Raw genomic sequence first — 24,184 nt, 5'->3', positions numbered from 1 at the left:
AATAATTTTCTTAAGGTCGTTATTTGACTTTGGAAAAATTACCGCTATTGGCATACGACGGTATACCGAAGCGTCCGTTGCGTATAGTGTTCTCGAAAGGTCATCAAATTTCAACTCCCCCTCTAACGAATCACTTAAATTATTTAAGATATTTTTATGCACTGAAAAACAATTTTGAAAGCTAAATTAAGTTGTTTTAATCGAGAATACAATGCTAACTCGAATTAACACAGAACTTATGAAAATCGTAAAAATTATACCAATATTGACCTTATTTATGGGGTCAATCTTATACGCGCAAGAAATATCAGACAATACTATAGGCCTTCGTTTAGGTGATAGTGATGGTTTTGGAGCAGAAGTATCGTACCAAAGAGCAATAGGACGGTATAATCGAGCAGAATTAAATTTAGGCTTTAGAGATCACAGAGCATATGATGCCGTAAAATTATCTGGGGTATACCAGTGGGTGCATTCTTTAAGTGATATTTTCAATTACTATTACGGTTTTGGAGGAGGAGTTGGTAGCGTAAAGTTTGACCCCATTCCCTCAACCCTTGCCCCGGCAGTTGAACCCGATGGAGGAACTTTTGCTTTTGTAGCTGGTGACATAGGTATTGAATGTAATTTCGATTTGCCAATTTTAATTTCTTTGGACATAAGACCAGAAATTGGAGTATTAGGATACGACAATTTTAAAGACCGATTCGACTTTGACATTGCCCTAGGTATTCGATATCAATTTTAGCTTTTTAGAAGTTTAATAGTATAGTTGAGCTCGTGAAACTTCTGATTCACGAGCTCTTTTAATATCCCTATTATATAGCTACCTTTGTGCGCTAATAAATGAATCAAATGAAAAAAATAGTATTACCCTTTATTCTAGGACTTATTTTAATAGGATGTAACAGCGAACCAGATGGTTACACTATTACAGGAACTTTACGAGGTGAAGTTGCTGACAGTACTAAAGTCATCATGACTAAAATAAACGAACAAAGACAACGAGAAGATATTGATACTACATTTGTAGTAAATGGAAAGTTTGTTTTTAAAGGTGTTGCGGATACAATACCTGTTATGCGCTATTTATTTATTGGTCAACTACCAGGTTATTCTGCAGTAATTCTAGAGAATGGTAGTATTACCATTGAAGCTCAAAAAGACAGTCTGAATCTAGGAGAAATAAGTGGAACACCTCAAAACAATGCTTTTCAGGAATACATTGATAAATCAGCTTATATTCAAGAAAAAGGCCGTTCTGCCCAAATGGACATGCAAAAGGCGCAAGCTAGTAATGATATGGCTACTATGACCTCATTACAAGATGAGTTGAATGAATTACAAGAAGAGTATAAAAATTCTAACCTTGAATTTATAAAAAGTAATCCCAATTCATTGGTATCAGCTTTACTTTTAGATGCAGTTTCATCAGCAGGTGTTGTTACACCGGAGGAAGTTACCACGATGTTCGAATCATTATCAAGCCGAATAAAAGCTACTGAGGTTGGCTCAGGTATTTTAAAGAAAGTAGAAATTGCAAAAGAACAGGCTGAAAAAAATAAAGCTACTGAAGTTGGTGCTACTGCACCTACCTTCTCTGGACCTACTACCTCAGGTGATGAATTAGCCCTTAAAGATGTTTTAGGTAAAGTAACATTAATCGATTTTTGGGCAGCTTGGTGTAAACCTTGTAGAGCTGAAAATCCTAATATAGTTAGTGTTTATAAAAAATATCATTCAAAAGGGTTAAATGTTTTAGGTGTTTCTTTGGATAGAAATGCAGACGATTGGAAAAAAGCTATTAAAGATGACGGTTTAACTTGGAACCATATTTCGAATGTAAAATATTTTAATGACCCTATCGCAGAGTTGTATAACATTAGAGCTATTCCTGCTGCTTTTTTATTAGATGAGAATGGTGTAATAATCGCAAAGAATTTAAGGGGTCCTGCTTTGGAACAAAAGGTTGCTGAATTATTAGATTAGTATTTTATTGCTCACAATCTAAAAAGCCTTTAACAGATAACTGTTAAAGGCTTTTTAATTGCTTTATAAATATAATTTAGAACTTATTGTTGTAATCATTAAAAGTACCATTAACAGTGGTATTACCATTTCTAATAACATCACCAGCAATATATACCACAGAAGAGTTTCCAATAAACTCTAAAGTAGCACCATCTTCTAAAATAAGGTCACCATATATTGTTAGATTACCTTCAACTTTTAGAGTAGCATCTGCATCAACAGTAAAATTCTTTCTATTATTGTTTCTACCTACTACAAAAGTACCATTCATTTCAAAGATTCCATCTTCATAAACGTATGCACTATTTTGTACAGTCCATGTTCCACATAATAATAATGATCCATAAACATTTACTCTACTAAAACGTTTAGAGCCTTTGTATTCTTTAATTGTACTCGCCGCTACTGTTAAGCTTGAGCTACCACTATAGTAATTTAAATTTTCGCATCTTGATTCTAAACTAGAATCAGGCTTATTCATTTTAATAACTTGTAATCCATTCTTACCTGAAGCTGCAAAGATATAATCACCCTTAGACTCAACGTAGTTTATAGAACCATCAAGTTCAATAATACCCACCAAGCTACTGCCAGAATCTTGATCTTCCGAAAGACATAAGCCTGCTCCTCCATTCGCCATTAGTAAAGCTTCTTCGTTAACAGCAACTGCATTGGTAACTTGATCAGACTGATCAACACCTTCTGGGTTTATAGGTATAGCTATGTGTTCAATAAAATTTCCATTTGCAGCATTGTACACTCCAGCACCTTTAGCACCTTCAGCTACAATTATATTCTCATTTGTAAAGCCAATAGTTCTTTTTGTAGCTTGTCCAAAATCAGTATTAATCGCAATTTCTCTTAATACATTTAGATTAGCATCTAAAACACTAACACCTTTACTCGCATCCAAAACAGCAATTTCATCATTATAAATAGCAACAGATCTTAAGTCATCTGCTGGATATTCAGAGATTATTGATAAATCTGATTTATTAAATATCGTTAAGGATCCTTCTTTACCACTAGTAACTAGCACCTTATTGCCATCAATAACTATATCAGTACTATTATAACCGGTTTGAAAACCATAAGTAATTCCTGAACCAACATCAAATCTTCCACCCGAAGCATTAATTTTAGCTACAAATGAATTTGAAGTTGCAGTTACCGACTTTTCAGAATCAACACCACCAACTAAATAAACAAATCCACCGTCATACTTAACGGCATTAACATCTGCGTTTAGATAATAAAGTCTAGATGTAACATTTGGACTATTTGGGTCACTTACATCAATAATATCTATTGCACCCGCATATCCATCTTCAGAAGTATTATAGGATACATATGCATAATTTTCAACCACATCAATATGTGACGCTGTTAAATTCTCACCACCATCATCAAATGAAGGCGAATTAATTTGAGCAACAAGCGTTAAAGGATAATCACCAGCCTGCTCTTCAGCTTTACCGCTTAAAGATTTTCCAGCAATTTCATTTTCATCAATAATATCTAAAACACCAGCTTTGTCATAGACAACACTATTGCCTAAGACTGCATCGTTTTCTTCAACACTAATGTCGCTTTGTGGATCACTGTAGATTGTGGTTTCATCACTACAGGAAATAGTAATACCAAGTACCGCTAATAGGATTAGGGAAACTTTTTTCATAATAAGTAGGTTTTAATAAATTAGATTTTGGGCTCTAATTTAACGGCAAGATTACGCTAAAGGTATTTTTAGGCATATTATATTCGTTGAACCGCACGATTCCTTGATTATTTTTAAGAATTCCAACAAATAACAGGAAAGAAGTGACTAAATTTTACCCATTTTATCCATTACAAAAAGAATAATAATAGGAATAGCCAATAGAATTACCATTAAGGTTTCTGTAAAAATTAGGTCTGGTAAAAAAAGTAAAGTTGTAACATAACCACCAATCGCACCACCAAAGTGTGCAGTGTGTCCTATATTTCCTAGTCTACTTTTCATACCGTAAATAGAATACAATAAATAACCGATACCAACAACATATGCTGGTATTGGAATAGGTATAAACATTAAGTATAAGCTCATGTTAGGTTGTAGCAAAATTGCACCATAAAGTACACCAACTACAGCACCACTAGCGCCAACTGCAGAATAATAAGGTTCATCTTTATGAAAGAACATGGCCAATAAGCTACCAGCAACTAAACTAATAAAGTATAGTATTAAAAATTTTGTAGATCCAAACCAATTAATAACTACATCTGCAAAGAAAAATAGTGTTAACATGTTAAAAGCGAGATGTGCTATATCTACATGAAGGAAACCAGAAGTAAGCATTCGATCTTTTTGACCCGCATTTATTGGTCCTATCTGAAATTTATAGCGCTCGAAGAAATCAGTATCATTAAAACCCTTTAAAGAAACGAGCACATTTGCCACTATAATAATGATTGTAACTATTTCAATATTGCCCATGAAGTTCTACTAAAGTTTGGCGCCAAATATAGCTATATTTGTACACATTTTTTTTGCATGCAACTACTAGTTTTTATTCTTGCCTATCCACTTTTATGGTTTATATCTATTCTACCATATAATGTATTCTATCTATTTTCTGATTTTGTATACTTCTTAGTTTATCGCATTGTTGGTTATCGCAAAAAAGTCGTACACGATAATTTGAGTTTAGTATTTCCTGAAAAAAGTAAAGCAGAGTTAAAGTATATTGAAAGGGAGTTTTATAAACATATGTGCGATATGTTTTTGGAAATGGTAAAAACGATGAACCTTTCAAAATCTGAAGTTAAAAAACGTTATAAAATCAAGAATATTGAGGTTATACAAGAAATTGAAAAAGAAAAAAGCATATTAGTTCCGTGTTCACATTATGCAAATTGGGAATGGAACGTTAGTTTAAATCTCTATGTACAAAGCAAGGGCTATGCAGTATACCAAAAAGTAGCCAACAAGTATTTTGATAAAATGGTGAAGGATTTTAGATCGCGTTGGAATACCACATTAATTACCCAAAATGAAACCGTAAAAACTGTTATTCGAAATTACAAGCAAGGTCTAACGTCTATATACGGAATGGTAAGTGATCAATCACCAATGGTAATGCATGCTCATTATTGGGATAAATTTATGGGTATTACAGTACCTATTTTTGTTGGAACGGAGACCTTGGCAAGAAAAATGGATTTAGCCGTGGTTTTCCTAAAAGTTTCTAAGGTTAAAAGAGGTTATTACGAGGCAGAGTTTATTCCTATTACACTTGCTGGTAAAGAAACAGCGCCCAATGAAATTACTAAAAAGTTTATTGCATTAACAGAACAACAAATTAGAGAAAAACCAGAACACTATTTCTGGACGCATAAACGTTGGAAACATCGGGATAAAGTCCCTCCTGAATTTTCACAAGCCAATTAACATACCTTGTTTGCACTTATTTTTAGTTTTTTTATAAATTAGACCTACCAAACAACTTAACTAAAATGGAAGTACTCGAAACAATTTACAGTGAAATAATAGGTTTTCTTGGCATCTCACAAGCCTGGGAAATATTACAAGAAGGCGATTACAGTAAGTTTAGAACATACGATGGCATCGTCTCATTAATTTACCCTCTTATACCTCTACTGGTGCTTTTAGAATTAGGTTTAGGTTTAATTTACAAAAAACCCGACACTAAAATTTACAAAGTAAACTTTTTGATTTACGTATTCAATCGTTTTATAGGACGATTTATTGCCATTGCAATGACCACTCTATGTATTGGACTTTTTCAAAAATATGCTCCCTTTCAGACAGAAATGACCTGGTATTGGTTTATTTATGGTTATATCGTTTGGGAATTTGGACATTTTTTATATCATTATTGGGGACATAAAGTTCGGCTTTTTTGGTGTTTACATTCTACGCATCATGCCCCAGAAAACATGAATCTTTCAGTAACATATGCTCACTTTTTTTTAGAGGCACCTTATGCCGACATTGTTAGAACAACGGTTTGTATTTTATTAGGAGTACAACCAGAATTACTATTTCTAATTATGTTTATTGACGGTACCTATGGTGCTTTTATTCATGTAGGTGAAAACCTTATAAAAGACGGAAGATTTGGACCATTGAATAAAGTAATACTAACTCCCTCGCATCATCGGGTACATCATGCGAGAAATCCATTATATATGGATACTAATTTTTGCAATTTATTAAACATTTGGGATCATGTTTTCGGCACCTATCAAGAGGAAGAAAAAGAGGTGAAAATAGAATATGGTATTACCAGAAAAATGGATTCCGGAAATTTTATCGATGTCTATTTTGGTGAGTTTATTGCCCTTTTCAAGGATGTTATCAACGCACCAGGTCTCAAAAACAAACTAATGTATATTTTTATGCCTCCTGGGTGGCATCATACCGGTGAACATCAAACTTCAAAAATTGTTCGAGCTGCTTATTTTAAGGAACAAAAAATTAAGGCTTAAAAACTAAAGTGGCCATTACAATACAATGGTCACTTGCAAAATTTTCACATAACACCTCATAGTCAAGCACCTTCCAATGATTGGGCATATTATATAATATATGGTCAAGTAAAACAGTTGGAGCATCTGCAGGCCATGTTTTTTTTAAGGCATTCTCATGATTTGCTTTAGTGAATTTTGTATTCAATATTTTTAAAGTTGCGCTTTCAGTTTCCGCATTTAAATCGCCTATTAACAAAGTTGGAAAGTCTGTGCCCTCCATTATATTTACAATTGCCTCTGCTTGCATAATTCGGTCCTCCTCTTTCTTTTGGTGGTCTAAATGCGTAGCCACAAACTGAATTATATTTCCCTTTTCTGTTTTAACCTTGGTGATTAGTGCTGCTCTCGGTTCCGACTTTTCAAGGTGAGGTAATGCCATATTTTCACTTTCGATAAAAGTATAATTAGAAAGTACTGCCTCTCCATATTCGCCACCGTCATAATACATCGCTCTTGCAAACAAAGAAGCCATTTTAGTACGATAACCTATTTCAGTGGGTAAATCGTATTCTTTTGCTCTACTCGTCTTAAAATCTACTTCTTGCAAAGCAACTAAATGTGGTTTGTAAACATTAATTACCCCCGCAATAGTATCCAAATTAAAATCATTCTTTACCGTGGCACCATGTAAAATATTAAAACTCATAATCCGAAGTGTATCCGGCTCGTTTTGTGCGCTATTCTTAGTATGAAAGAAAAAAGCCAATATTGCAAATGCAAATAATGGCTTTTTAATTATGTTAAAAATTGAATATGTAATCATTTTAAATACCTGCAATTTCTTTAATTTCAGAAATAATTCTTTCACCTAAATCATTTGCTTCTATTTGGCTTTTGGCCTCAGTATAGATTCTAATAATAGGTTCTGTATTGGATTTTCTTAAATGTACCCAATTCTCAGCAAAATCAATTTTAACCCCATCTATGGTAGAAATATCTTCATTTTCATATTTTTCAGCCATTCCTTTCAATATTGCATCAACATCCAATTCTGGTGTCAATTGAATTTTTTTCTTCCCCATAAAATAAGAAGGGTAACTAGCTCGAAGTTCAGCTACAGTACCTCCTTTTTCAGCCATCAACATCAAAAACAAAGCAGTACCTACTAAAGAATCGCGTCCGTAATGACTTTCAGGATAAATAATCCCGCCATTACCTTCACCTCCAATAATAGCATTATTCGCTTTCATTTTCGTAACCACATTTACTTCACCTACAGCAGAAGCCTCATAGGTTCCACCATGTTTCTCGGTAATATCGCGTAGAGCTCTAGAAGAGGATAGATTAGAAACTGTATTACCTTTAGTTTTACCCAAAACATAATCAGCACAAGCAACTAAGGTATACTCCTCCCCAAACATTTCGCCATCATCACTTATAAAAGCTAAACGATCAACATCAGGATCTACCACAATTCCAAAATCAGCTTTTTCTTTAACTACTAATTCACAGATATCCCCCAAGTGCTCTTTTAAAGGTTCAGGATTGTGTGGAAAATGACCGGTTGGATCACAATATAATTTTACAACTTCAACACCTAATTCTTCAAGAAGTTTAGGTATCGCAATACCACCGGTAGAATTAACACCATCTACAACAACCTTAAATTTTGCTTGTTTAATGGTTTCGGCATCAACTAAAGGCAACGCTAAAACTTCATCAATATGAATATCTAAATATGCATCATTTTTTAAAATTTCTCCTAAATCATCAACTTCCGAAAAATCAAAATCTTCTTTTTCTGCAATTTCAAGAATTTTAGCTCCTTGGGCTGCATCCAAAAATTCGCCTTTCTCATTTAATAATTTCAAGGCATTCCATTGCTTTGGATTATGACTAGCAGTAAGAATAATACCTCCATCAGCATTTTCAAGCGGTACAGCAATTTCAACAGTTGGCGTTGTAGATAAACCTAAATCGATAACATCTATTCCTAAACCAACCAAAGTAGAAACAACCAAATTTTGCACCATTTCACCAGACAAACGCGCATCCCTACCAATAGCAACTTTTAATTTATCTTTTTTAGAGTATTCTTTTAGCCAAATACCATACGATGCAGCAAACTTAACGGCATCTAAAGGAGTTAAGTTATCTCCGGGCTTACCACCAATTGTTCCTCTAATTCCTGAAATCGATTTTATTAATGTCATAGGTTAATGTAATTTTTTGTGCAAATATACAAGTACCAAGATTATTCCGTCGGAACAAATTTGTAAATTCGACCATATGAATTTTTTAGCCCATATATACCTCTCTTTTGGAGATGACGAAATTAGTATAGGTAATTTTATTGCCGATAGCATTCGAGGAAACAAATACAAGCATTTACCTGAGCGCATTCAGAAGGGTATTATGTTGCATCGAAAAATCGACAGTTATACCGACTCACACGTTATACCAAAAATTAGCAGCAAAAGATTACATAAAAATTATAGCCATTATAGTATGGTGATAGTAGATATTTTTTATGATCATTTTTTGGCTAAAAATTGGGTTAAGTATTCAGATGAACCCTTAGAAGTCTTTGTAGACCGCTTTTATGACCTTTTAGAAGATAATTTTGAAATTTTGCCACACGGCGTACAGCATATGATGCCGTATATGATTACAGATAATTGGCTTTATAATTATTCAAAAATGGAAGGTATTGGAAGAGTTTTGAATGGTGTAAATAGACGGACCAAGAATAAATCGAAAATGAATTTTGCGATTCTTGATCTTGAAGAACATTATGAAGATTTTGAAAAAGAATTTACAGATTTCTTCGAAGAGCTACGGGTTTACTCGAAACAAAAATTCAATTCACTCTAACTAGCATGAAAGACCAAGATTTTTTATTCATTACTAAATTTTAAACCTATGAAAAAAACACTCTTGATTCCCTTCGTATTGTTACTATTTATTAATTGCCGAAAGGCGCCAGTATTGCCAACCGGACTAGTAACAAAAAGTGCCATGGTTGTTTCTGCAAGAGAAGAAGCTTCCAAAATTGGCTCCGATATATTAGAACAGGGCGGTAATGCTTTTGATGCTATGGTAGCCACTGAAATGGCTTTAGCAGTTGCTTATCCATTTGCAGGTAATTTAGGTGGTGGTGGTTTTATGGTCTATCGAAAAGCAGATGGCACAACTGGTGCTATAGATTATAGAGAAAAAGCGCCGCTTTCTGCACATGCTGATATGTATCTGGACAGTCTCGGCAACGTTATTCCAAAAATGAGTACAGTAGGCGCTACTGCAATTGGTGTTCCTGGTACAGTAGCAGGTGTATATGAGGTACATAAAAAGTTTGGTTCCTTACCTTTCGAAACAATTTTGAAACCAGTAATAGCACTAGCAGAACGTGGAGTTGTTGTTACTGAAAAGCAGGCTAAACGATTAGCAGGCTACCACGAATTAATGATAGAGGTAAATGGAGATAGTTTAGCTTTCCCTACCATTTGTAAAGCAGGAGATACTATAAAATATCAAGCATTAGCAAACACCTTAATGCGTATTGCTAAAAATGGACGTGATGGATTTTATAAGGGTGAAACAGCCAAAAAGCTAGCAGCATTTATTCAAGATAAAGGAGGGTTTGTTACCGAAGAAGATTTGGCTAAATATGAAGCCAAATGGCGAAGTCCAGTAACTTTTGATTATCGCGATTTAAAAATTATTTCCATGAGTCCCCCTAGTAGTGGTGGCTTTACCATAAATCAGATTTTAAAGATGATGGAACCTCATGATATATCGTCATTTGGTCATAATTCTGAAAAAACTGTCCAATTATTCACAGAAGCTTCGCGAAGAGCATATGCAGATAGGAATTACTTTTTAGGAGATCCTGATTTTGTCGATATTCCAATGGAAAAACTCTTAAGTGATTCGTATTTAAAAGAACGAATGGAAAGTTTCTCTTGGGATACAGCAACTAAATCAGCAGACGTTTCTCATGGTGAAGTTGAAATTATAGAAAGTATGGAAACCACACACTATTCTATTGTTGATTCAGAAGGTACAGCTATATCTGCAACTACAACGTTGAATGGTGGTTATGGTTCCAAATTATATTCTAATGAATTAGGTTTTTTCTTGAATAATGAAATGGATGATTTTAGCTCCAAACCTGGAGTACCTAACATGTTTGGTTTAATTGGTGCTGAAGCGAATGCCATTGCGCCAGAAAAACGAATGTTGAGTAGTATGACACCTACAATTGTAGAAAAAGATGGAGAATTATATATGGTTGTTGGTACCCCAGGTGGTTCTACTATAATTACAGCAGTGGTGCAAACCATACTCAATGTTTATGAATACAATTTAAGCATGCAAGAAGCAGTAAATGCACCCCGTTTTCACCATCAATGGTTACCAGATGCAATTATTTTTGAACCTGACGGGTTTTCAGGAGAACTCAAAGAAAAATTGAAGACAAAAGGATATCTAATTAATGAAGAATTTACACCAATTATTGGTAAAGTTGATGCCATACGAATATTAGATGATGGTAGTTTGGAAGGTGGCGCTGATAAAAGAGGTGACGATAAAGCAGTGGGGTATTAATGGTATGAAATTATTCAAAAGGCTTTTAAAAATTACGGGGGTTATTTTAAGCATAATTTTTATTGGTCTTTTAGTTGCTTATTTTATGTATAACCAACCCCTACCCGATTCTAATAATCCTGAAGGTGCAGATAAATTAGCAGAACAAATGCTAACCACAATTAATAATGATATTTATATAAAAACACGTTTTTTAGAATGGTCTTTTGCCGGAGGAAAACATACATACAAATGGGACAAAGAAAATGGTCGGGTTTTAGTATCCTGGGATGATTATGCAGTAAACCTAAATTTAAATAATCCTTCTAAAAGTACAGCTACAAATAAAGGTATAACGTTGTTATCCAATCATTTAGATGATTCAATTAAAAAGGCGCAAGACTACTTTAATAATGACTCTTTTTGGCTGTTAGCACCTTTTAAAGTTTTCGATAAAGGAACAAACCGAAGTATTGTGCTATTAGACGATGGTTCAGAAGGACTTATGGTAACTTATTCATCTGGGGGTACGACCCCTGGTGATTCCTATTTATGGAAATTAAATTCAAATGGTTTTCCCGAAAGCTTTCAAATGTGGGTTAAAATAATTCCAATTGGAGGATTAAGGGCTACTTGGGACGATTGGAAAGTAATGGAAAACGGACTTTTTCTGCCCGCTAGTCATAAGATTGGTAGTATGACTTTAGATATGGGGAATGTTAAAGCCTATAATTAATAGAATTAATGACAACAACTATACTCAAGCAAAGTGAAATAAATGATACAACTCAAAAACAAGTTGAAGCATTATTCAATGAGTTAAATTCAAACATAAAACAGCTATCATTATCAGAAACTCTAAAAGAAAATAATACTATTGTTTTAGCAGTTTGTAAAGAGGGTGATACCCTTATTGCAATGGCTGCAATGGTTACTTACAAGGTAATTTCTGGTCATAAAGGAATGATTGAAGATGTAGTAGTTTCGGCTAACTATAGAGGAAAAGGATTGGGTAGAAAACTAATGGAAAAACTTCTTGAAGAAGCTGAAAAAATGAATTTAAATGAAATTATACTTTTTTCGGGCCATCATAGAACGGCAGCCATAAGTTTATATAAAAGTTTGGGATTTAAATTAAAAGACAGCGGATTGTATCGACTAATACTAGACTGAATTAACTTGCCTGTTGTTTATGAATTTGAGTTTTTAACTCTTCCATAGAGGCTTGAAGTTGTCTTAAAAGTCCCGTTTCCGTTGTAGCATCCACGCCAAAAGTAATTTTACTACTTACTTCCCAAATTTCTTGAATTTGAAATGGTTTAATCTCATAAGGCGGATACGACTCATTCAATGAAATAAGGGTAACATTATTTGATTTGGGTTTACAAATAACTTTTTTAACAAGTACAGCGTCTTCCAAAACAACAACATACATTTTATTAGCACTAACATTATCAATACTATCAACAGCTTTTGAAAGTACCCATTCACCAGGTTTTAAATTGGGCAACATACTATCACCTTCTACTTGAAAACCCCGGTAAGAAGCATTTCTAAATTCTGGAATAGGTAAATCAAAAGCTGGTAATTCTCTATACCAACTAACATCTTGTATATTTTGTGGATAACCAGCGGCAGCTTTAGCGTTCACCAAGACTATATTTTCTCTATCGGATGAATCAACAGTAACCACTTTAGGTATTACACTCGCCTTAGAAGTTTCTAAGTGTTGTTGTTCACTCTGTCCAAATAACCAAAGCGGATTGATTTTAAATTGTTTTAAAAGCTCTGCTACAACCTTACCTGATAATTTAGTACGACCTCTTTCTATATCTGCAGTTGTGCTAGAAATACCTAATAATCTGGCAAATTCAGCTTGTGTATACCCCAACTCCCTACGAACATCCGTAAAACGTTTAAGCGTTAATTCATTTTCCATGTCTAAAAAATCTTTATTATAAAATCAGTAAGCGATGCGTTAACAATCACATCATAATCAACATCTCAACTAAAACTGAGATTTTGGAATAATTCCATAGCACCCTAACAATTCCGCAAAAACCACTCACAACCAATAACTTGTGTTCTATAAAATTAAGAAGCCTCTCCAAATTGTACTCTCAAAGATACTAAATTAGGAATGTTTCCAAAATATTTAATGGATTATTTCCATAATTAGGAATATTTCCATAATTTTGGAATAATTACAATATTACAGTAATTATTCATTAAAAAAATTACCATGGCAGATACAAAGGTTCTAATTTATGACGGAAGTTTTAATGGGTATTTAACGGCTGTATATATAGCCTATGAAAAGAATATTACAGTGAGTAATATTCAAAAAACATCAGTTAATATAAATGGTTTGTTTACCAATACTAAAACTATTTTCACAAACCTTGAAAAGGCAAAACGTGTCTGGCATGGTGTGGAAAGGAAAAGTATGACAGCTATAAAAAACATCTATTTCGCGTACCAAAGTGAAACCGAAGATGTGGAGATTCTTTTATTTAAATATCTTCAAAAACTATTTAAAGAACATGACCCTTTTCCTACTGAATTTTCAAATCCAATTGATTTAAAAATTGAACAATTAGTTAAAAGCGTTAGTCATGAAAAGCAACATATTGAAGCTTTTTCAAAATTCAAAAAAACTAAAGATAATATTAGCTTTATCAATATTGAACCAGAATTTGACATACTTCCTTTAATATCAAAGAATTACCGTTCAAAATACAATGAACAACACTGGTTAATCTATGATATAAAGCGGAATTATGGAATTTATTATGATTTAGAAAAAGTTGAAATTATTTCGCTCGATTTGCAAGATTTTTATACTTCTAACAGTTATTCTATAGGCACATTTGCAGAAATAGACTTTACCTACCAAGAATTATTTGATAATTACTTTAGAAGTATTTCCATTCATTCGCGCATTAATAAAAAGGTATTGAAGCAACAGGAACCAATTTTAAAACATGACAATTTTATTTTAAAAAGAGAAGCTGTTTAAAACGTATTTTTTATTGATTAAGTCCAAATGCGGCTAAGCTTGATATTAGCTCTCAAAATCATACCTTTGCGGTTTTGCCAAATTAATGACGGAATACGAAGAAAATATTGAGGTACAAGGCGCACGCGTTCACAACCTCAAAAATATAGATGTTACCATACCACGTGATAAATTAGTAGTAATCACTGGTTTATCAGGAAGTGGAAAGTCTTCATTGGCTTTTGACACTATTTATGCTGAAGGGCAAAGACGTTATATTGAAACTTTCTCAGCCTATGCGCGGCAGTTTCTTGGTGGATTGGAACGTCCAGACGTTGATAAGATAGACGGCCTTTCCCCCGTAATAGCTATTGAGCAAAAGACCACTTCAAAATCTCCTCGTTCTACCGTAGGAACAATTACCGAAATATATGATTTCTTAAGATTACTCTTTGCTCGCGCTGGAGATGCGCATAGTTACAATACAGGCGAGAAAATGGTTAGTTATAACGATGAGCAAATTAAGGAATTAATAAAAAAGGATTTTGACGGTAAAAAAATAAATATCCTTGCTCCTATTATAAAGTCAAGAAAAGGACATTATCGTGAACTATTTGAACAAATTGGTAAACAAGGTTTTGTAAAAGTTCGTGTTGATGGTGCAATAGAAGATATTGTGAAGGGCATGAAAGTTGATCGCTATAAAACGCATGATATCGAAATTGTTATCGATCGTTTAAAAGTAATTGATGGTGAAGACTTAGATAAAAGACTTTCGGAAACAATAAACACCGCTATGTATAGTGGAGAGAACGTTTTAATGGTATTAGAAGAAGGTACTGCAGAGCCACGTTATTTTAGTAGAGATTTAATGTGTCCAACCACCGGCATCTCGTATCCTTCCCCTGAACCAAATACGTTTTCTTTTAATTCACCAAAAGGCATGTGTCCACATTGCAATGGTTTAGGCCATGTATACGAGGTAAATGTGGATAAAATATTTCCAGATAAGAAGCTTTCCATCAAATCAGGAGGTATTGCTCCCTTGGGTGACTATAAAGATTCTTGGGCCTTTAGACAAATTGAGACTATAGGGCAGCGCTATGGCTTTACACTCACAGATCCGATTTCTTCAATTTCAGAAGAGGCAATTCAAATACTGCTGTTTGGAGGACAGGAAAGTTTTGAAATTGATTCAAAAACCTTAGGTGTAAAACGTAATTATAAAATTGATTATGAAGGTATATCTAACTTTATAAAATCGCAATATGAAGAATCGGGCTCAACAAGTTTAAAACGTTGGGCTAAAGACTTTATGAACAAAGAAGTTTGCAGCCACTGTAACGGTGCACGTTTAAAAAAAGCATCACTTTATTTTAAAATTGCAGATAAAAATATTTCAGAATTAGCTCATTTAGATATAGCTGAATTAGCTATTTTCTTTGACGGCTTAGCCACAAATATCTCCGGTAATCAGAAAAAAATAGCAGAAGAAATAATAAAAGAGATAAGAACACGAATTCGTTTTTTATTGGATGTTGGTCTTGATTACTTATCATTAAATAGAAGCTCAAAATCACTATCAGGAGGTGAAGCACAGCGGATTCGCCTCGCAACGCAAATAGGATCGCAATTGGTAGGAGTACTCTATATATTAGATGAACCTAGCATTGGTTTACATCAAAGAGATAATAATAGACTTATTCAATCCTTAGAAGCATTACGCGACATTGGTAATTCAGTAATCGTTGTTGAGCACGACCGAGATATGATTGAACGTGCCGACCATGTGATTGATATTGGGCCAAAAGCTGGTAAGCATGGTGGGGAGATAATTTCTGAAGGAAAACCATCATTATTGCCTACGTTTAACACGTTAACTGCTGATTATATTACTGGCAAAAAAGAAATTGAAGTCCCAAAAGTACGTAGAAAAGGAAATGGGAAGGAAATTAAACTTACTGGATGCACCGGTAATAATTTAAAGAATATTAGTGCAACTTTTCCATTAGGAAAAATGATTGGTGTAACAGGTGTTTCCGGTAGTGGTAAATCGACTCTTATTAATGAAACCCTCTACCCCATTATGAACGCGCATTATTTTAATGGGGTAAAAAAGCCTATGCCTTATAAAAAAATAACTGGTTTAGAGTATATCGATAAAGTAATTGATATTAATCAGTCACCAATAGGTAGAACACCAAGATCAAATCCAGCGACTTATACTGGCGTTTTTAGTGAAATTCGTTCGTTATTTACGAAAACTCCTGAAGCCGCTATTAGAGGTTATAAGCCTGGTAGATTTAGTTTTAATGTAAAAGGTGGTCGTTGCGAAACCTGCCAAGGAGGCGGACTTCGTGTTATCGAAATGAATTTTCTTCCTGATGTTTATGTAGAATGCGAAACTTGTCATGGTAAACGATTTAATCGAGAAACTCTAGAGATACGCTATAAAGGAAAGTCAATTTCAGACGTATTAGAAATGACTATTAATGAAGCTGTAGATTTTTTCGAAAATATACCTAAAATTCACAGAAAGCTTAAAACAATAAAAGATGTTGGCTTAGGCTATATTTCATTAGGGCAACAATCGACCACTTTATCTGGTGGTGAAGCACAACGTGTAAAACTAGCCACTGAACTATCTAAACGTGATACTGGGAATACGTTTTATATTTTAGATGAACCTACAACGGGACTTCATTTTGAAGATATTAGAGTTTTAATGGAAGTTTTGAACCGTTTAACAGACAAAGGGAATACCGTTTTGGTTATTGAGCATAATATGGACGTCATAAAAATGGTAGATTATATTATTGATATTGGTTATGAAGGTGGTCGTGGCGGCGGAATGATTGTGGCAAAAGGTACGCCTGAACAAGTTGCAAAAGATAAAAAGAGCCATACGGCCCGGTTTTTGAAAGAAGAATTATTTCCGACAAGAACAATTAAATAAGTATTTTAAATATTTAGATTTGACGCTCTTTTAAAAGAGAACAAAATAAAATTTTATTCATGAGAAACGATACACATTACAAAGGATGGAATGAAATAAAAACCAATGATTCTTGGGCACTATTCAAGATTATGGGTGAGTTTGTAAATGGTTATGAAAAAATGAGTGCTATTGGTCCATGCGTTTCTATTTTTGGTTCTGCCCGCTCAAAAGAAAACAATAAGTATTACGAACTAGCTGTTAGTATAGCGAAGAAAATTGCAGAATCTGGTTATGGTGTAATTACCGGCGGCGGTCCAGGAATAATGGAAGCCGGTAATAGAGGCGCTCACCTTGCAGGTGGTACATCGGTAGGGCTGAACATCGACCTTCCTTTTGAACAACATGACAATCCATATATTGATAGCGATAAAAGTCTTGATTTTGATTATTTCTTTGTTCGAAAAGTAATGTTTGTAAAATATTCACAAGGTTTTGTCGTAATGCCTGGCGGTTTTGGAACTTTAGATGAACTTTTCGAAGCTATAACTTTAATTCAAACACATAAAATTGAAAAATTCCCGATTATATTGGTGGGATCTGAGTTCTGGGGTGGTTTATTTGATTGGGTTAAAACCACGATGCTTGAAGCTGGTAATATAAGTGCAGGAGATTTAGAACTGATTACCATTGCCGATAATGAACAGGAAGTTGTTGATATTATCGATTCCTTCTATAAAGGACATCAACTTAGTCCAAATTTTTAATTCGATTTCGTTTGAAAAAAGCTGTGAAATTTCAATTATTTTTATGCGTTGCTACCTTTTCCTTAGGGTTCAATTCTGTGTTTTCGCAGCACATAAATCAAATTACAGCTAAGTTGAATGGCGAGACTAAAACAATAAACATTCAGCAAGAGTTTACCTATAAAAACAATTCTAATGATGTATTAGAAATTCTCTATTTTAATGATTGGGCACATGCATATTCAGATAAGGATACGGGACTAGCAAATAGATTTGCGGAAGAATTCAAAAGGAGTCTTCATCTCGCTAAGAAACGCGAAAGAGGTTACACAGAAATGGTAACTGTAGTAGATGATCAGTATAGAGGCATTCGTTTAGACCGTACAAGTGAAAAAGATATTCTAAAGATGTATCTTAATGAACCGCTTCCACCAGGAGCTTCGGTAAATGTTTTTATTACTTACAATGTTATTTTACCTCAAAATAAATTCACACCCTATGGATATGATAGCAAAGGAGGATATTATTTAAAAGACTGGTACCTCACTCCTGCTGTCTATGATGGTAAATGGCATTTATATTCCAATAAAAATTTAGAAGATTTATATACCGATGTTACAGAAACAACGATTAATCTAATTTGTCCAAAAGGACTATTTATCGAATCTAATTATCAGGTTTTAGGCAGTACACAGTTTCCAAGTGGTCAACAAGTACAATTACAGAGTGAAAATCAAAAAAGCGGCGAACTTATTTTATCACCAGAAAAAAGATTTACCACGCATGTAAATAGTTTTATGACCGTAACAACTGATTTAGAAGCCAAACGTTACGATGAGTTATCTCAAGGACTTTCAATAGAAAAGGTTTCAAAATTTATAGTAGATAATTTAGGAGAATATCCACATAAAGATTTATTAGTTAGCCAATTAGAATACAATAAAAATCCATTATATGGTATAAACCAACTTCCCTCTTTTATTAGACCATATGGCGAACAATTTCAGTATGAAATGAAGTTTCTTAAAACCGCATTAAATGTCATACTTAATGAATCACTTTATCTAAATCCTAGAAAAGAAAAATGGCTTTCAGGAGCAATCGCCAATTACTTGATGATAAAATATGTGGAAGAATTTTATCCAGATCAAAAATTATTAGGAAAATTAAGCAAAATTTGGGGTGTTCGTAGCTTTCATTTAGCACAAATGGACTTTAATGAACAATATCCACTGCTCTATATGTTGATGGCTCGAAAAAACATAGATCAACCCTTAACAACTCCTAATGATTCATTATTAAAATTCAACCAAAAAATTGCGAATAATTACAAAGCAGGCCTGGGCTTAGCCTATTTAGCCAACTATATTGGAGAAGAAAAGGTTGATGAGGGAATAAAAACTTTTTTCAAGTACTATAAATTGAATGAGGTTAAAATCATTGATTTTGAATCTATCATGAAAAGGTCTGCCAACACTAATATTGATTGGTTTTTTCGTGATTATGTAAGTACTGATGAACAAATTGATTTTAAAATAAAAAAGGTAATTAAATCGGAAGATTCTTTAAAAATTACACTTCGAAATAAAACAGGTACTAATGTTCCAATATCATTATTTGGTTTAAAGAAAGATACTGTTATATCCAAATATTGGTTCTCGAACATTGCTGACGATAGCACGGTTACTATTGCAAGGAGCAAAGCAGAACGATTAGTACTAAATTATGATCAGAAAATTCCTGAATTTAATCAAAGAGATAATTGGAAATCATTAAAAGGGTTTTTATCCAGCAATAAGAAATTAAAATTTCAATTTTTCAAAGACGCTGAGGACCCTTATTACAATCAAATATTCTATGTACCAGTACTAGGTTTCAATATTTACGATGGTTGGTCACCAGGACTTAGAATTTATAACAAAACATTATTAGAAAGACCATTTGTTTATGACTTCTCCCCTTCATATGCAATGAAGGACAACTCTTTTGTAGGGTCAGGAAAAATATCATACAAGCAATACCACGGTAAAAGTGGACATTATGTTACGAGCTACTCCTTAGGTGGTTCTACTTCTCATTTCCAAGTAAACTCAAGATATTCAATTATTACACCATCTATAACTTTTGGATGGCGCCCCAAAAATTTAAGGTCAAATAAACGAATGGCACTTAATTTGAGATATGTGAATGTATTTAGAACCATAGATGAAAGTTTAAACGATTTAGATACAAATCCAGATTATAGTGTTTTAAATGCACGCTTTTTTAATTCCAACAATGGTATTATTGATTATTCCTCGTGGTTAATTGATGCGCAACAATCAAATATTTTCACAAAACTTTCATTTGAGTGGGAATACAGAAAACTATTTCAAAGCAATAGACAGTTAAATTTACGTTTTTTCGCGGGCAAATTTCTTAGAAATAAAATTGACCCTGGGGTAGGCTTTTTTAATTTCGCATTAGACCGTCCTACCGATTATTTATTTGATTATAGTTATTTGGGTAGATCAGAAAATTCAGGAATATACAGCCAACAAATAATAATCGCTGAAGGGGGTTTTAAGTCTTTTCTGGATCAACGATATCGTCTTTCGAATGATTGGATTGCTACGGCCAATGCAAGTGTAAATTTATGGCGATGGATAGAGGTTTATGGTGATTTAGGTTTTGTGAAAAATAAAAATCAGAAAGAAAAGTTTGTTTATGATTCTGGTATAAGACTTAATCTACTTACAGATTATTTTGAATTGTACTTACCTGTTTACTCAAATAATGGCTGGGAAATATCGCAACCTAGTTATGGTGAGAAAATTCGTTTTGTAGTTACCCTGAGCCCAAAAACCCTAATTGGCCTTTTTACTAGGAAATGGTTTTAAACATTGCCATTCAATAATAAGTTATTAAGCTTCAAATACATAACCGAAGAACCATCAACTTTCGGCGGTAAAAATTGCAAATGATTTAACTTTATATAGTACTATTCGCATTGCAAAAAAGTATTAGTTATGTTACATTTGTAACACATTCCGTACAACTTTATGAAGATAACTTCCAAAACAAGCAACGAAATTTCATTTGATGATTTTAGGGCACAAATCCTAAAAGACTATACTATAGCATTTTTAAGTAGAACCGTTAGTTTATTAGGAAGAAAAGAAGTTTTAACTGGAAAAGCCAAGTTTGGAATTTTTGGAGATGGAAAGGAATTGCCTCAGTTAGCAATGGCAAGAAGTTTTAAAAATGGTGATTTTAGAAGTGGTTACTATAGAGATCAAACTTTTATGATGGCCCTAGGCCTATTAACACCCAAACAACTATTTCATTCGCTTTACGCAACTACTGATATTGAAAAAGAACCCATGAGTGCTGGACGACAAATGGGAGGTCACTTTGTTACCCATAGTTTAAATGAAGATGGTAGTTGGAAAGATCTTACTGCACAAAAAAATAGCAGTGGTGATATTTCATGTACTGCAGGCCAAATGCCTAGACTTTTAGGTTTAGCACAAGCATCGAAGGTTTATCGACTATTAGATAGTTTAAATTCGAATGGTTTTTCGAAAAAAGGCAATGAAATTGCTTGGGGCACTATTGGTAATGCGAGTACTAGTGAAGGTATGTTTTTGGAAACAATTAATGCCGGTGGCGTTTTACAAGTTCCTATGGTTATTAGCATTTGGGATGATGAATATGGAATATCTGTACCCGCAAAATACCATACAACAGGAGAAGATATTTCAAAAATACTTAGCGGTTTTCAACGTGATAAAAGTAGTAATGGCTATGAACTAATAAAAGTAAATGGTTGGGATTACACAGCATTAATGCATGCTTATGAAGATGCTTCCGATTTAGCTCGTGAAGAACATGTTCCTGTAGTAATTCATGTAGTTGAATTAACACAACCTCAGGGTCATTCTTCTTCTGGTTCACATGAGCGTTATAAAAGTGATGAACGTTTAAATTGGGAGCGGGATAATGATTGCAACAAACGTTTTAGAGAATGGATAATTGAATCAAATATTGCTTCCGAAGAGGAACTACTAGAGCTTGAAAAAAACATAAAACGCGAAGTAAGAATTGCAAAAAAAGAAGCATGGTCAGAGTACTTAAGTACGCACAAAGACCATAAAAAGACATTAATTCAATTATTGGATTCTGCCGCAGTAAATAGTGGAAATAGGGTACATTTAACACGAATAAAAAATGACCTAATAGCAATCGATGAACCTATAAAGAAAGACTTAGCAACTAGCTCGCGTAAAGCGCTTCGATATCTTTTAGGTGAAGATTCACAAGAAAAACTCGCTTTGCAAAAATGGGTTTCAAATTTTTTAGATGACACGCAACCTATGTATAGTTCATCTTTATATAGTGAGTTTCCAAACAAAGCAACCAATGTCGCAAGAATAAAACCAAATTATACCAAAGGATCACAAAAAGTTGATGGACGTGTAATTTTGAGAGATAACTTTGATAAATTATTAAACAAATATCCTGAAATATTAATATTTGGGGAAGATAGCGGTACAATTGGTGATGTAAACCAAGGATTAGAAGGTTTACAAAAAAAATATGGTAAGATAAGGGTATCCGATACTGGTATTCGAGAAACTACCATTATCGGACAAGGTATTGGAATGGCTCTTCGTGGGTTACGACCTATCGCTGAAATTCAATATTTAGACTATATTTTTTACGCTTTAGCTACCTTAACAGATGATTTAGCAACGTTAAGATATCGAACATTTGGCAAGCAAAAAGCACCTTTAATAATTAGAACAAGAGGTCATAGACTTGAAGGTATTTGGCACTCGGGCTCTCCAATGGGAGGTTTAATACATGTATTACGTGGAATCTACATCCTATCGCCAAGAAATATGACGCAAGCTGCTGGATTTTACAATACGCTTTTAAAAAGCGATGAACCTGCTTTAATTATTGAGAGTCTTAATGGCTATAGACTTAAAGAATTTATGCCTGATAATCTCGGGGAATTTTGTACCCCAATTGGTGTTGTTGATACCTTAAAACAAGGAACAGATATTACCCTAGTTTCATATGGCTCTACACTTCGCATAGTTCAAAAAGCTGCAAAGGAGTTAAGCGATGTGGGTATAGAAGCTGAAGTTATAGATGCACAAACATTATTACCTTTTGATATTAACCAAGACGTATTAAAGAGTGTAAGAAAAACAAATAGACTATTGGTTATTGATGAAGATGTTCCTGGTGGGTGTTCAGCATATATAATGCAAGAAATTGTGGAAAAACAAGGTGCATATAAATATCTTGATAGCGCACCACAAACTTTATCTGCAAAAGCACATAGGCCTGCATATAGTTCTGATGGTGATTACTTCTCGAAACCAAATGCTGAAGATATTTTTGAAAGGGTTTATGCCATTATGAATGAAGCAGACCCAACCAATTATCCGCAATTGCGATAGTAGCAATTAACCTTAAGTCCTCGTTCAGTATTTATTACTAAGCATTTATCATTTGCCATAAGTGACAAGATTTGTTTTGTCAACAAATAGTCTACATTATCAATTGCTTTAGCGCAATTAATAACAACCAATCAGTATACTTTATTTGATATACATACGTATTTTCTTTCCTCTTTATTCACAAATCACAATAAAGCCTGAACTCTTAAAAGTGTAAATATTTGGCTGTTCAAAGCCAATGTTAAAATAGAAAGCCCCAAAGAGACTAAAACATTATTTTTAAGTACATTAAAGAATAATCAGAAACAGAATTTTTTCTATTGTAAATTGCTAAATATCAAGTCACCACTGATATTTACTACCATTTACATAAATTAATTTATAATTATCTTTAAAAACTTTCTTTAGAAAAGGATTTAAAATTTATATTTTTACAAAAACATAGTTACGCCCCACATATTATGATGATGAAAAAGGATATTGGCCTAGGAATTTTAAGAATAGGTTCAGCAGCTTTAATGCTTACACATGGAGTACCAAAACTTTCAAAATTACTTTCTGGTGATTTTGAATTTGGAGATCCAATAGGAATTGGTGTTCCAGCCAGTTTATTTCTTGCTGTTGTTAGCGAATTTGTATGTCCTTTATTTGTTTTAGTAGGTTATAAAACTAGGTTAGCAGCCATACCCACAATAATAACAATGCTTGTCGCTATATTCTTTGTACACCTATCCGACCCTTTCGGCGTGCAAGAAAAGGCTATAGTATATCTTTTATTATTTACAGTAATTATGATTATGGGTGCAGGAAAATATAGTATAGATCGCAAATAATTTATAGTACTTTCACTAATAACTCTTTAAGTAAATCACCTTGCGATATATTCGTAGCTCCTACCCCTTTGCCTTTTAAATCTAGCTCTCGAAGACTCGAAATAATACTACTTACCTTTTTCATTGGG

Annotated in this window: 19 protein-coding genes and 1 pseudogene; 14 read left to right on the top strand and 6 right to left on the bottom strand. The window is 33.7% G+C overall.

Annotation, left to right across the window (positions count from 1 at the left end; genetic code table 11):
• The first annotated feature begins 238 nt into the window (after positions 1 to 238).
• Positions 239 to 748 (top strand): hypothetical protein, encoded by a 510-nt coding sequence (locus ABJF52_RS15060; RefSeq protein ID WP_348152001.1) that lies wholly within the window; start codon positions 239 to 241, stop codon positions 746 to 748.
• Positions 749 to 855: 107 nt separating this feature from the next.
• Entirely contained in the window at positions 856 to 1,989 is a 1,134-nt protein-coding gene (locus ABJF52_RS15055; RefSeq protein WP_348151998.1) for a TlpA disulfide reductase family protein, read from the top strand.
• A gap of 76 nt (positions 1,990 to 2,065) precedes the next feature.
• On the opposite strand, the gene ABJF52_RS15050 is transcribed toward ABJF52_RS15055, so the two are convergent.
• Positions 2,066 to 3,709 (bottom strand): hypothetical protein, encoded by a 1,644-nt coding sequence (locus tag ABJF52_RS15050; protein WP_348151995.1) that lies wholly within the window; start codon positions 3,707 to 3,709, stop codon positions 2,066 to 2,068.
• Positions 3,710 to 3,856: 147 nt separating this feature from the next.
• Complete coding sequence (locus ABJF52_RS15045) at positions 3,857 to 4,507, bottom strand: rhomboid family intramembrane serine protease (protein ID WP_348151992.1); 651 nt, start codon at positions 4,505 to 4,507, stop codon at positions 3,857 to 3,859.
• 57 nt (positions 4,508 to 4,564) lie between these two features.
• Here ABJF52_RS15045 and ABJF52_RS15040 point away from each other — a divergent pair, with 57 nt between their 5' ends.
• Positions 4,565 to 5,461, top strand: coding sequence for a lysophospholipid acyltransferase family protein (locus ABJF52_RS15040; RefSeq protein WP_348151989.1), 897 nt, complete (start codon positions 4,565 to 4,567; stop codon positions 5,459 to 5,461).
• Between the two features lie 65 nt (positions 5,462 to 5,526).
• On the top strand, positions 5,527 to 6,522 hold the full coding sequence (locus tag ABJF52_RS15035; RefSeq protein WP_348151987.1) for a sterol desaturase family protein: 996 nt from the start codon (positions 5,527 to 5,529) through the stop codon (positions 6,520 to 6,522).
• Here ABJF52_RS15035 and ABJF52_RS15030 read toward each other — a convergent pair.
• A complete protein-coding gene (locus tag ABJF52_RS15030) occupies positions 6,512 to 7,327 on the bottom strand; it encodes an endonuclease/exonuclease/phosphatase family protein (RefSeq protein ID WP_348151984.1) in 816 nt (271 codons plus the stop codon). The two genes, ABJF52_RS15035 and ABJF52_RS15030, sit on opposite strands and share 11 nt — an antisense overlap.
• Before the next feature lies 1 nt (position 7,328).
• Positions 7,329 to 8,717 (bottom strand): phosphoglucosamine mutase, encoded by a 1,389-nt coding sequence (gene glmM, locus ABJF52_RS15025; RefSeq protein ID WP_348151981.1) that lies wholly within the window; start codon positions 8,715 to 8,717, stop codon positions 7,329 to 7,331.
• A 76-nt stretch (positions 8,718 to 8,793) separates the two neighbouring features.
• On the opposite strand from glmM, the gene ABJF52_RS15020 reads away from it, so the two are divergent.
• Genes ABJF52_RS15020 through ABJF52_RS15005 form a run of 4 tightly spaced genes read left to right on the top strand, consistent with a single transcriptional unit; the run spans position 8,794 to position 12,264 of the window.
• Positions 8,794 to 9,378 carry an acyl carrier protein phosphodiesterase gene (locus ABJF52_RS15020; protein ID WP_348151979.1) on the top strand — a complete coding sequence of 195 codons (585 nt, stop codon included), beginning with the start codon at positions 8,794 to 8,796 and terminating at the stop codon, positions 9,376 to 9,378.
• Between the two features lie 48 nt (positions 9,379 to 9,426).
• Positions 9,427 to 11,112 carry a gamma-glutamyltransferase gene (ggt, locus tag ABJF52_RS15015; protein WP_348151976.1) on the top strand — a complete coding sequence of 562 codons (1,686 nt, stop codon included), beginning with the start codon at positions 9,427 to 9,429 and terminating at the stop codon, positions 11,110 to 11,112.
• Positions 11,051 to 11,827, top strand: coding sequence for a hypothetical protein (locus tag ABJF52_RS15010; protein WP_348151973.1), 777 nt, complete (start codon positions 11,051 to 11,053; stop codon positions 11,825 to 11,827). Before ggt ends, ABJF52_RS15010 begins: the two co-directional genes overlap by 62 nt.
• 8 nt (positions 11,828 to 11,835) lie before the next feature.
• Positions 11,836 to 12,264 (top strand): GNAT family N-acetyltransferase, encoded by a 429-nt coding sequence (locus ABJF52_RS15005; RefSeq protein WP_348151970.1) that lies wholly within the window; start codon positions 11,836 to 11,838, stop codon positions 12,262 to 12,264.
• A 1-nt stretch (position 12,265) separates the two neighbouring features.
• Here the strand turns inward: ABJF52_RS15005 and ABJF52_RS15000 are convergent, their stop codons facing one another.
• A complete protein-coding gene (locus ABJF52_RS15000) occupies positions 12,266 to 13,030 on the bottom strand; it encodes a LexA family transcriptional regulator (protein ID WP_348151967.1) in 765 nt (254 codons plus the stop codon).
• Positions 13,031 to 13,333: 303 nt separating this feature from the next.
• Here ABJF52_RS15000 and ABJF52_RS14995 point away from each other — a divergent pair, with 303 nt between their 5' ends.
• From ABJF52_RS14995 to ABJF52_RS14970, 6 genes are all read left to right on the top strand, one after another.
• Entirely contained in the window at positions 13,334 to 14,110 is a 777-nt protein-coding gene (locus tag ABJF52_RS14995) for a TIGR03915 family putative DNA repair protein (RefSeq protein ID WP_348151965.1), read from the top strand.
• Positions 14,111 to 14,195: 85 nt separating this feature from the next.
• Positions 14,196 to 17,045, top strand: coding sequence for an excinuclease ABC subunit UvrA (gene uvrA / locus ABJF52_RS14990; RefSeq protein WP_348151962.1), 2,850 nt, complete (start codon positions 14,196 to 14,198; stop codon positions 17,043 to 17,045).
• A 59-nt stretch (positions 17,046 to 17,104) separates the two neighbouring features.
• Entirely contained in the window at positions 17,105 to 17,791 is a 687-nt protein-coding gene (locus tag ABJF52_RS14985; RefSeq protein ID WP_348151959.1) for a TIGR00730 family Rossman fold protein, read from the top strand.
• Positions 17,792 to 17,802: 11 nt separating this feature from the next.
• Positions 17,803 to 20,649 (top strand): metalloprotease, encoded by a 2,847-nt coding sequence (locus ABJF52_RS14980; protein ID WP_348151957.1) that lies wholly within the window; start codon positions 17,803 to 17,805, stop codon positions 20,647 to 20,649.
• Between the two features lie 162 nt (positions 20,650 to 20,811).
• Positions 20,812 to 23,223 (top strand): thiamine pyrophosphate-dependent enzyme, encoded by a 2,412-nt coding sequence (locus tag ABJF52_RS14975; RefSeq protein ID WP_348151954.1) that lies wholly within the window; start codon positions 20,812 to 20,814, stop codon positions 23,221 to 23,223.
• A 467-nt stretch (positions 23,224 to 23,690) separates the two neighbouring features.
• Positions 23,691 to 24,056, top strand: coding sequence for a DoxX family protein (locus ABJF52_RS14970; RefSeq protein ID WP_348151951.1), 366 nt, complete (start codon positions 23,691 to 23,693; stop codon positions 24,054 to 24,056).
• 1 nt (position 24,057) lies between these two features.
• Here the strand turns inward: ABJF52_RS14970 and ABJF52_RS14965 are convergent.
• A pseudogene (locus ABJF52_RS14965) lies at positions 24,058 to 24,184 on the bottom strand (DNA polymerase III subunit delta); the annotation flags it as partial.

It is taken from the genome of Aurantibacter sp., from assembly GCF_039941195.1.
GTDB lineage: Bacteria > Bacteroidota > Bacteroidia > Flavobacteriales > Flavobacteriaceae > Aurantibacter_A.
This window is presented reverse-complemented; position numbering and strand designations above follow the sequence as displayed.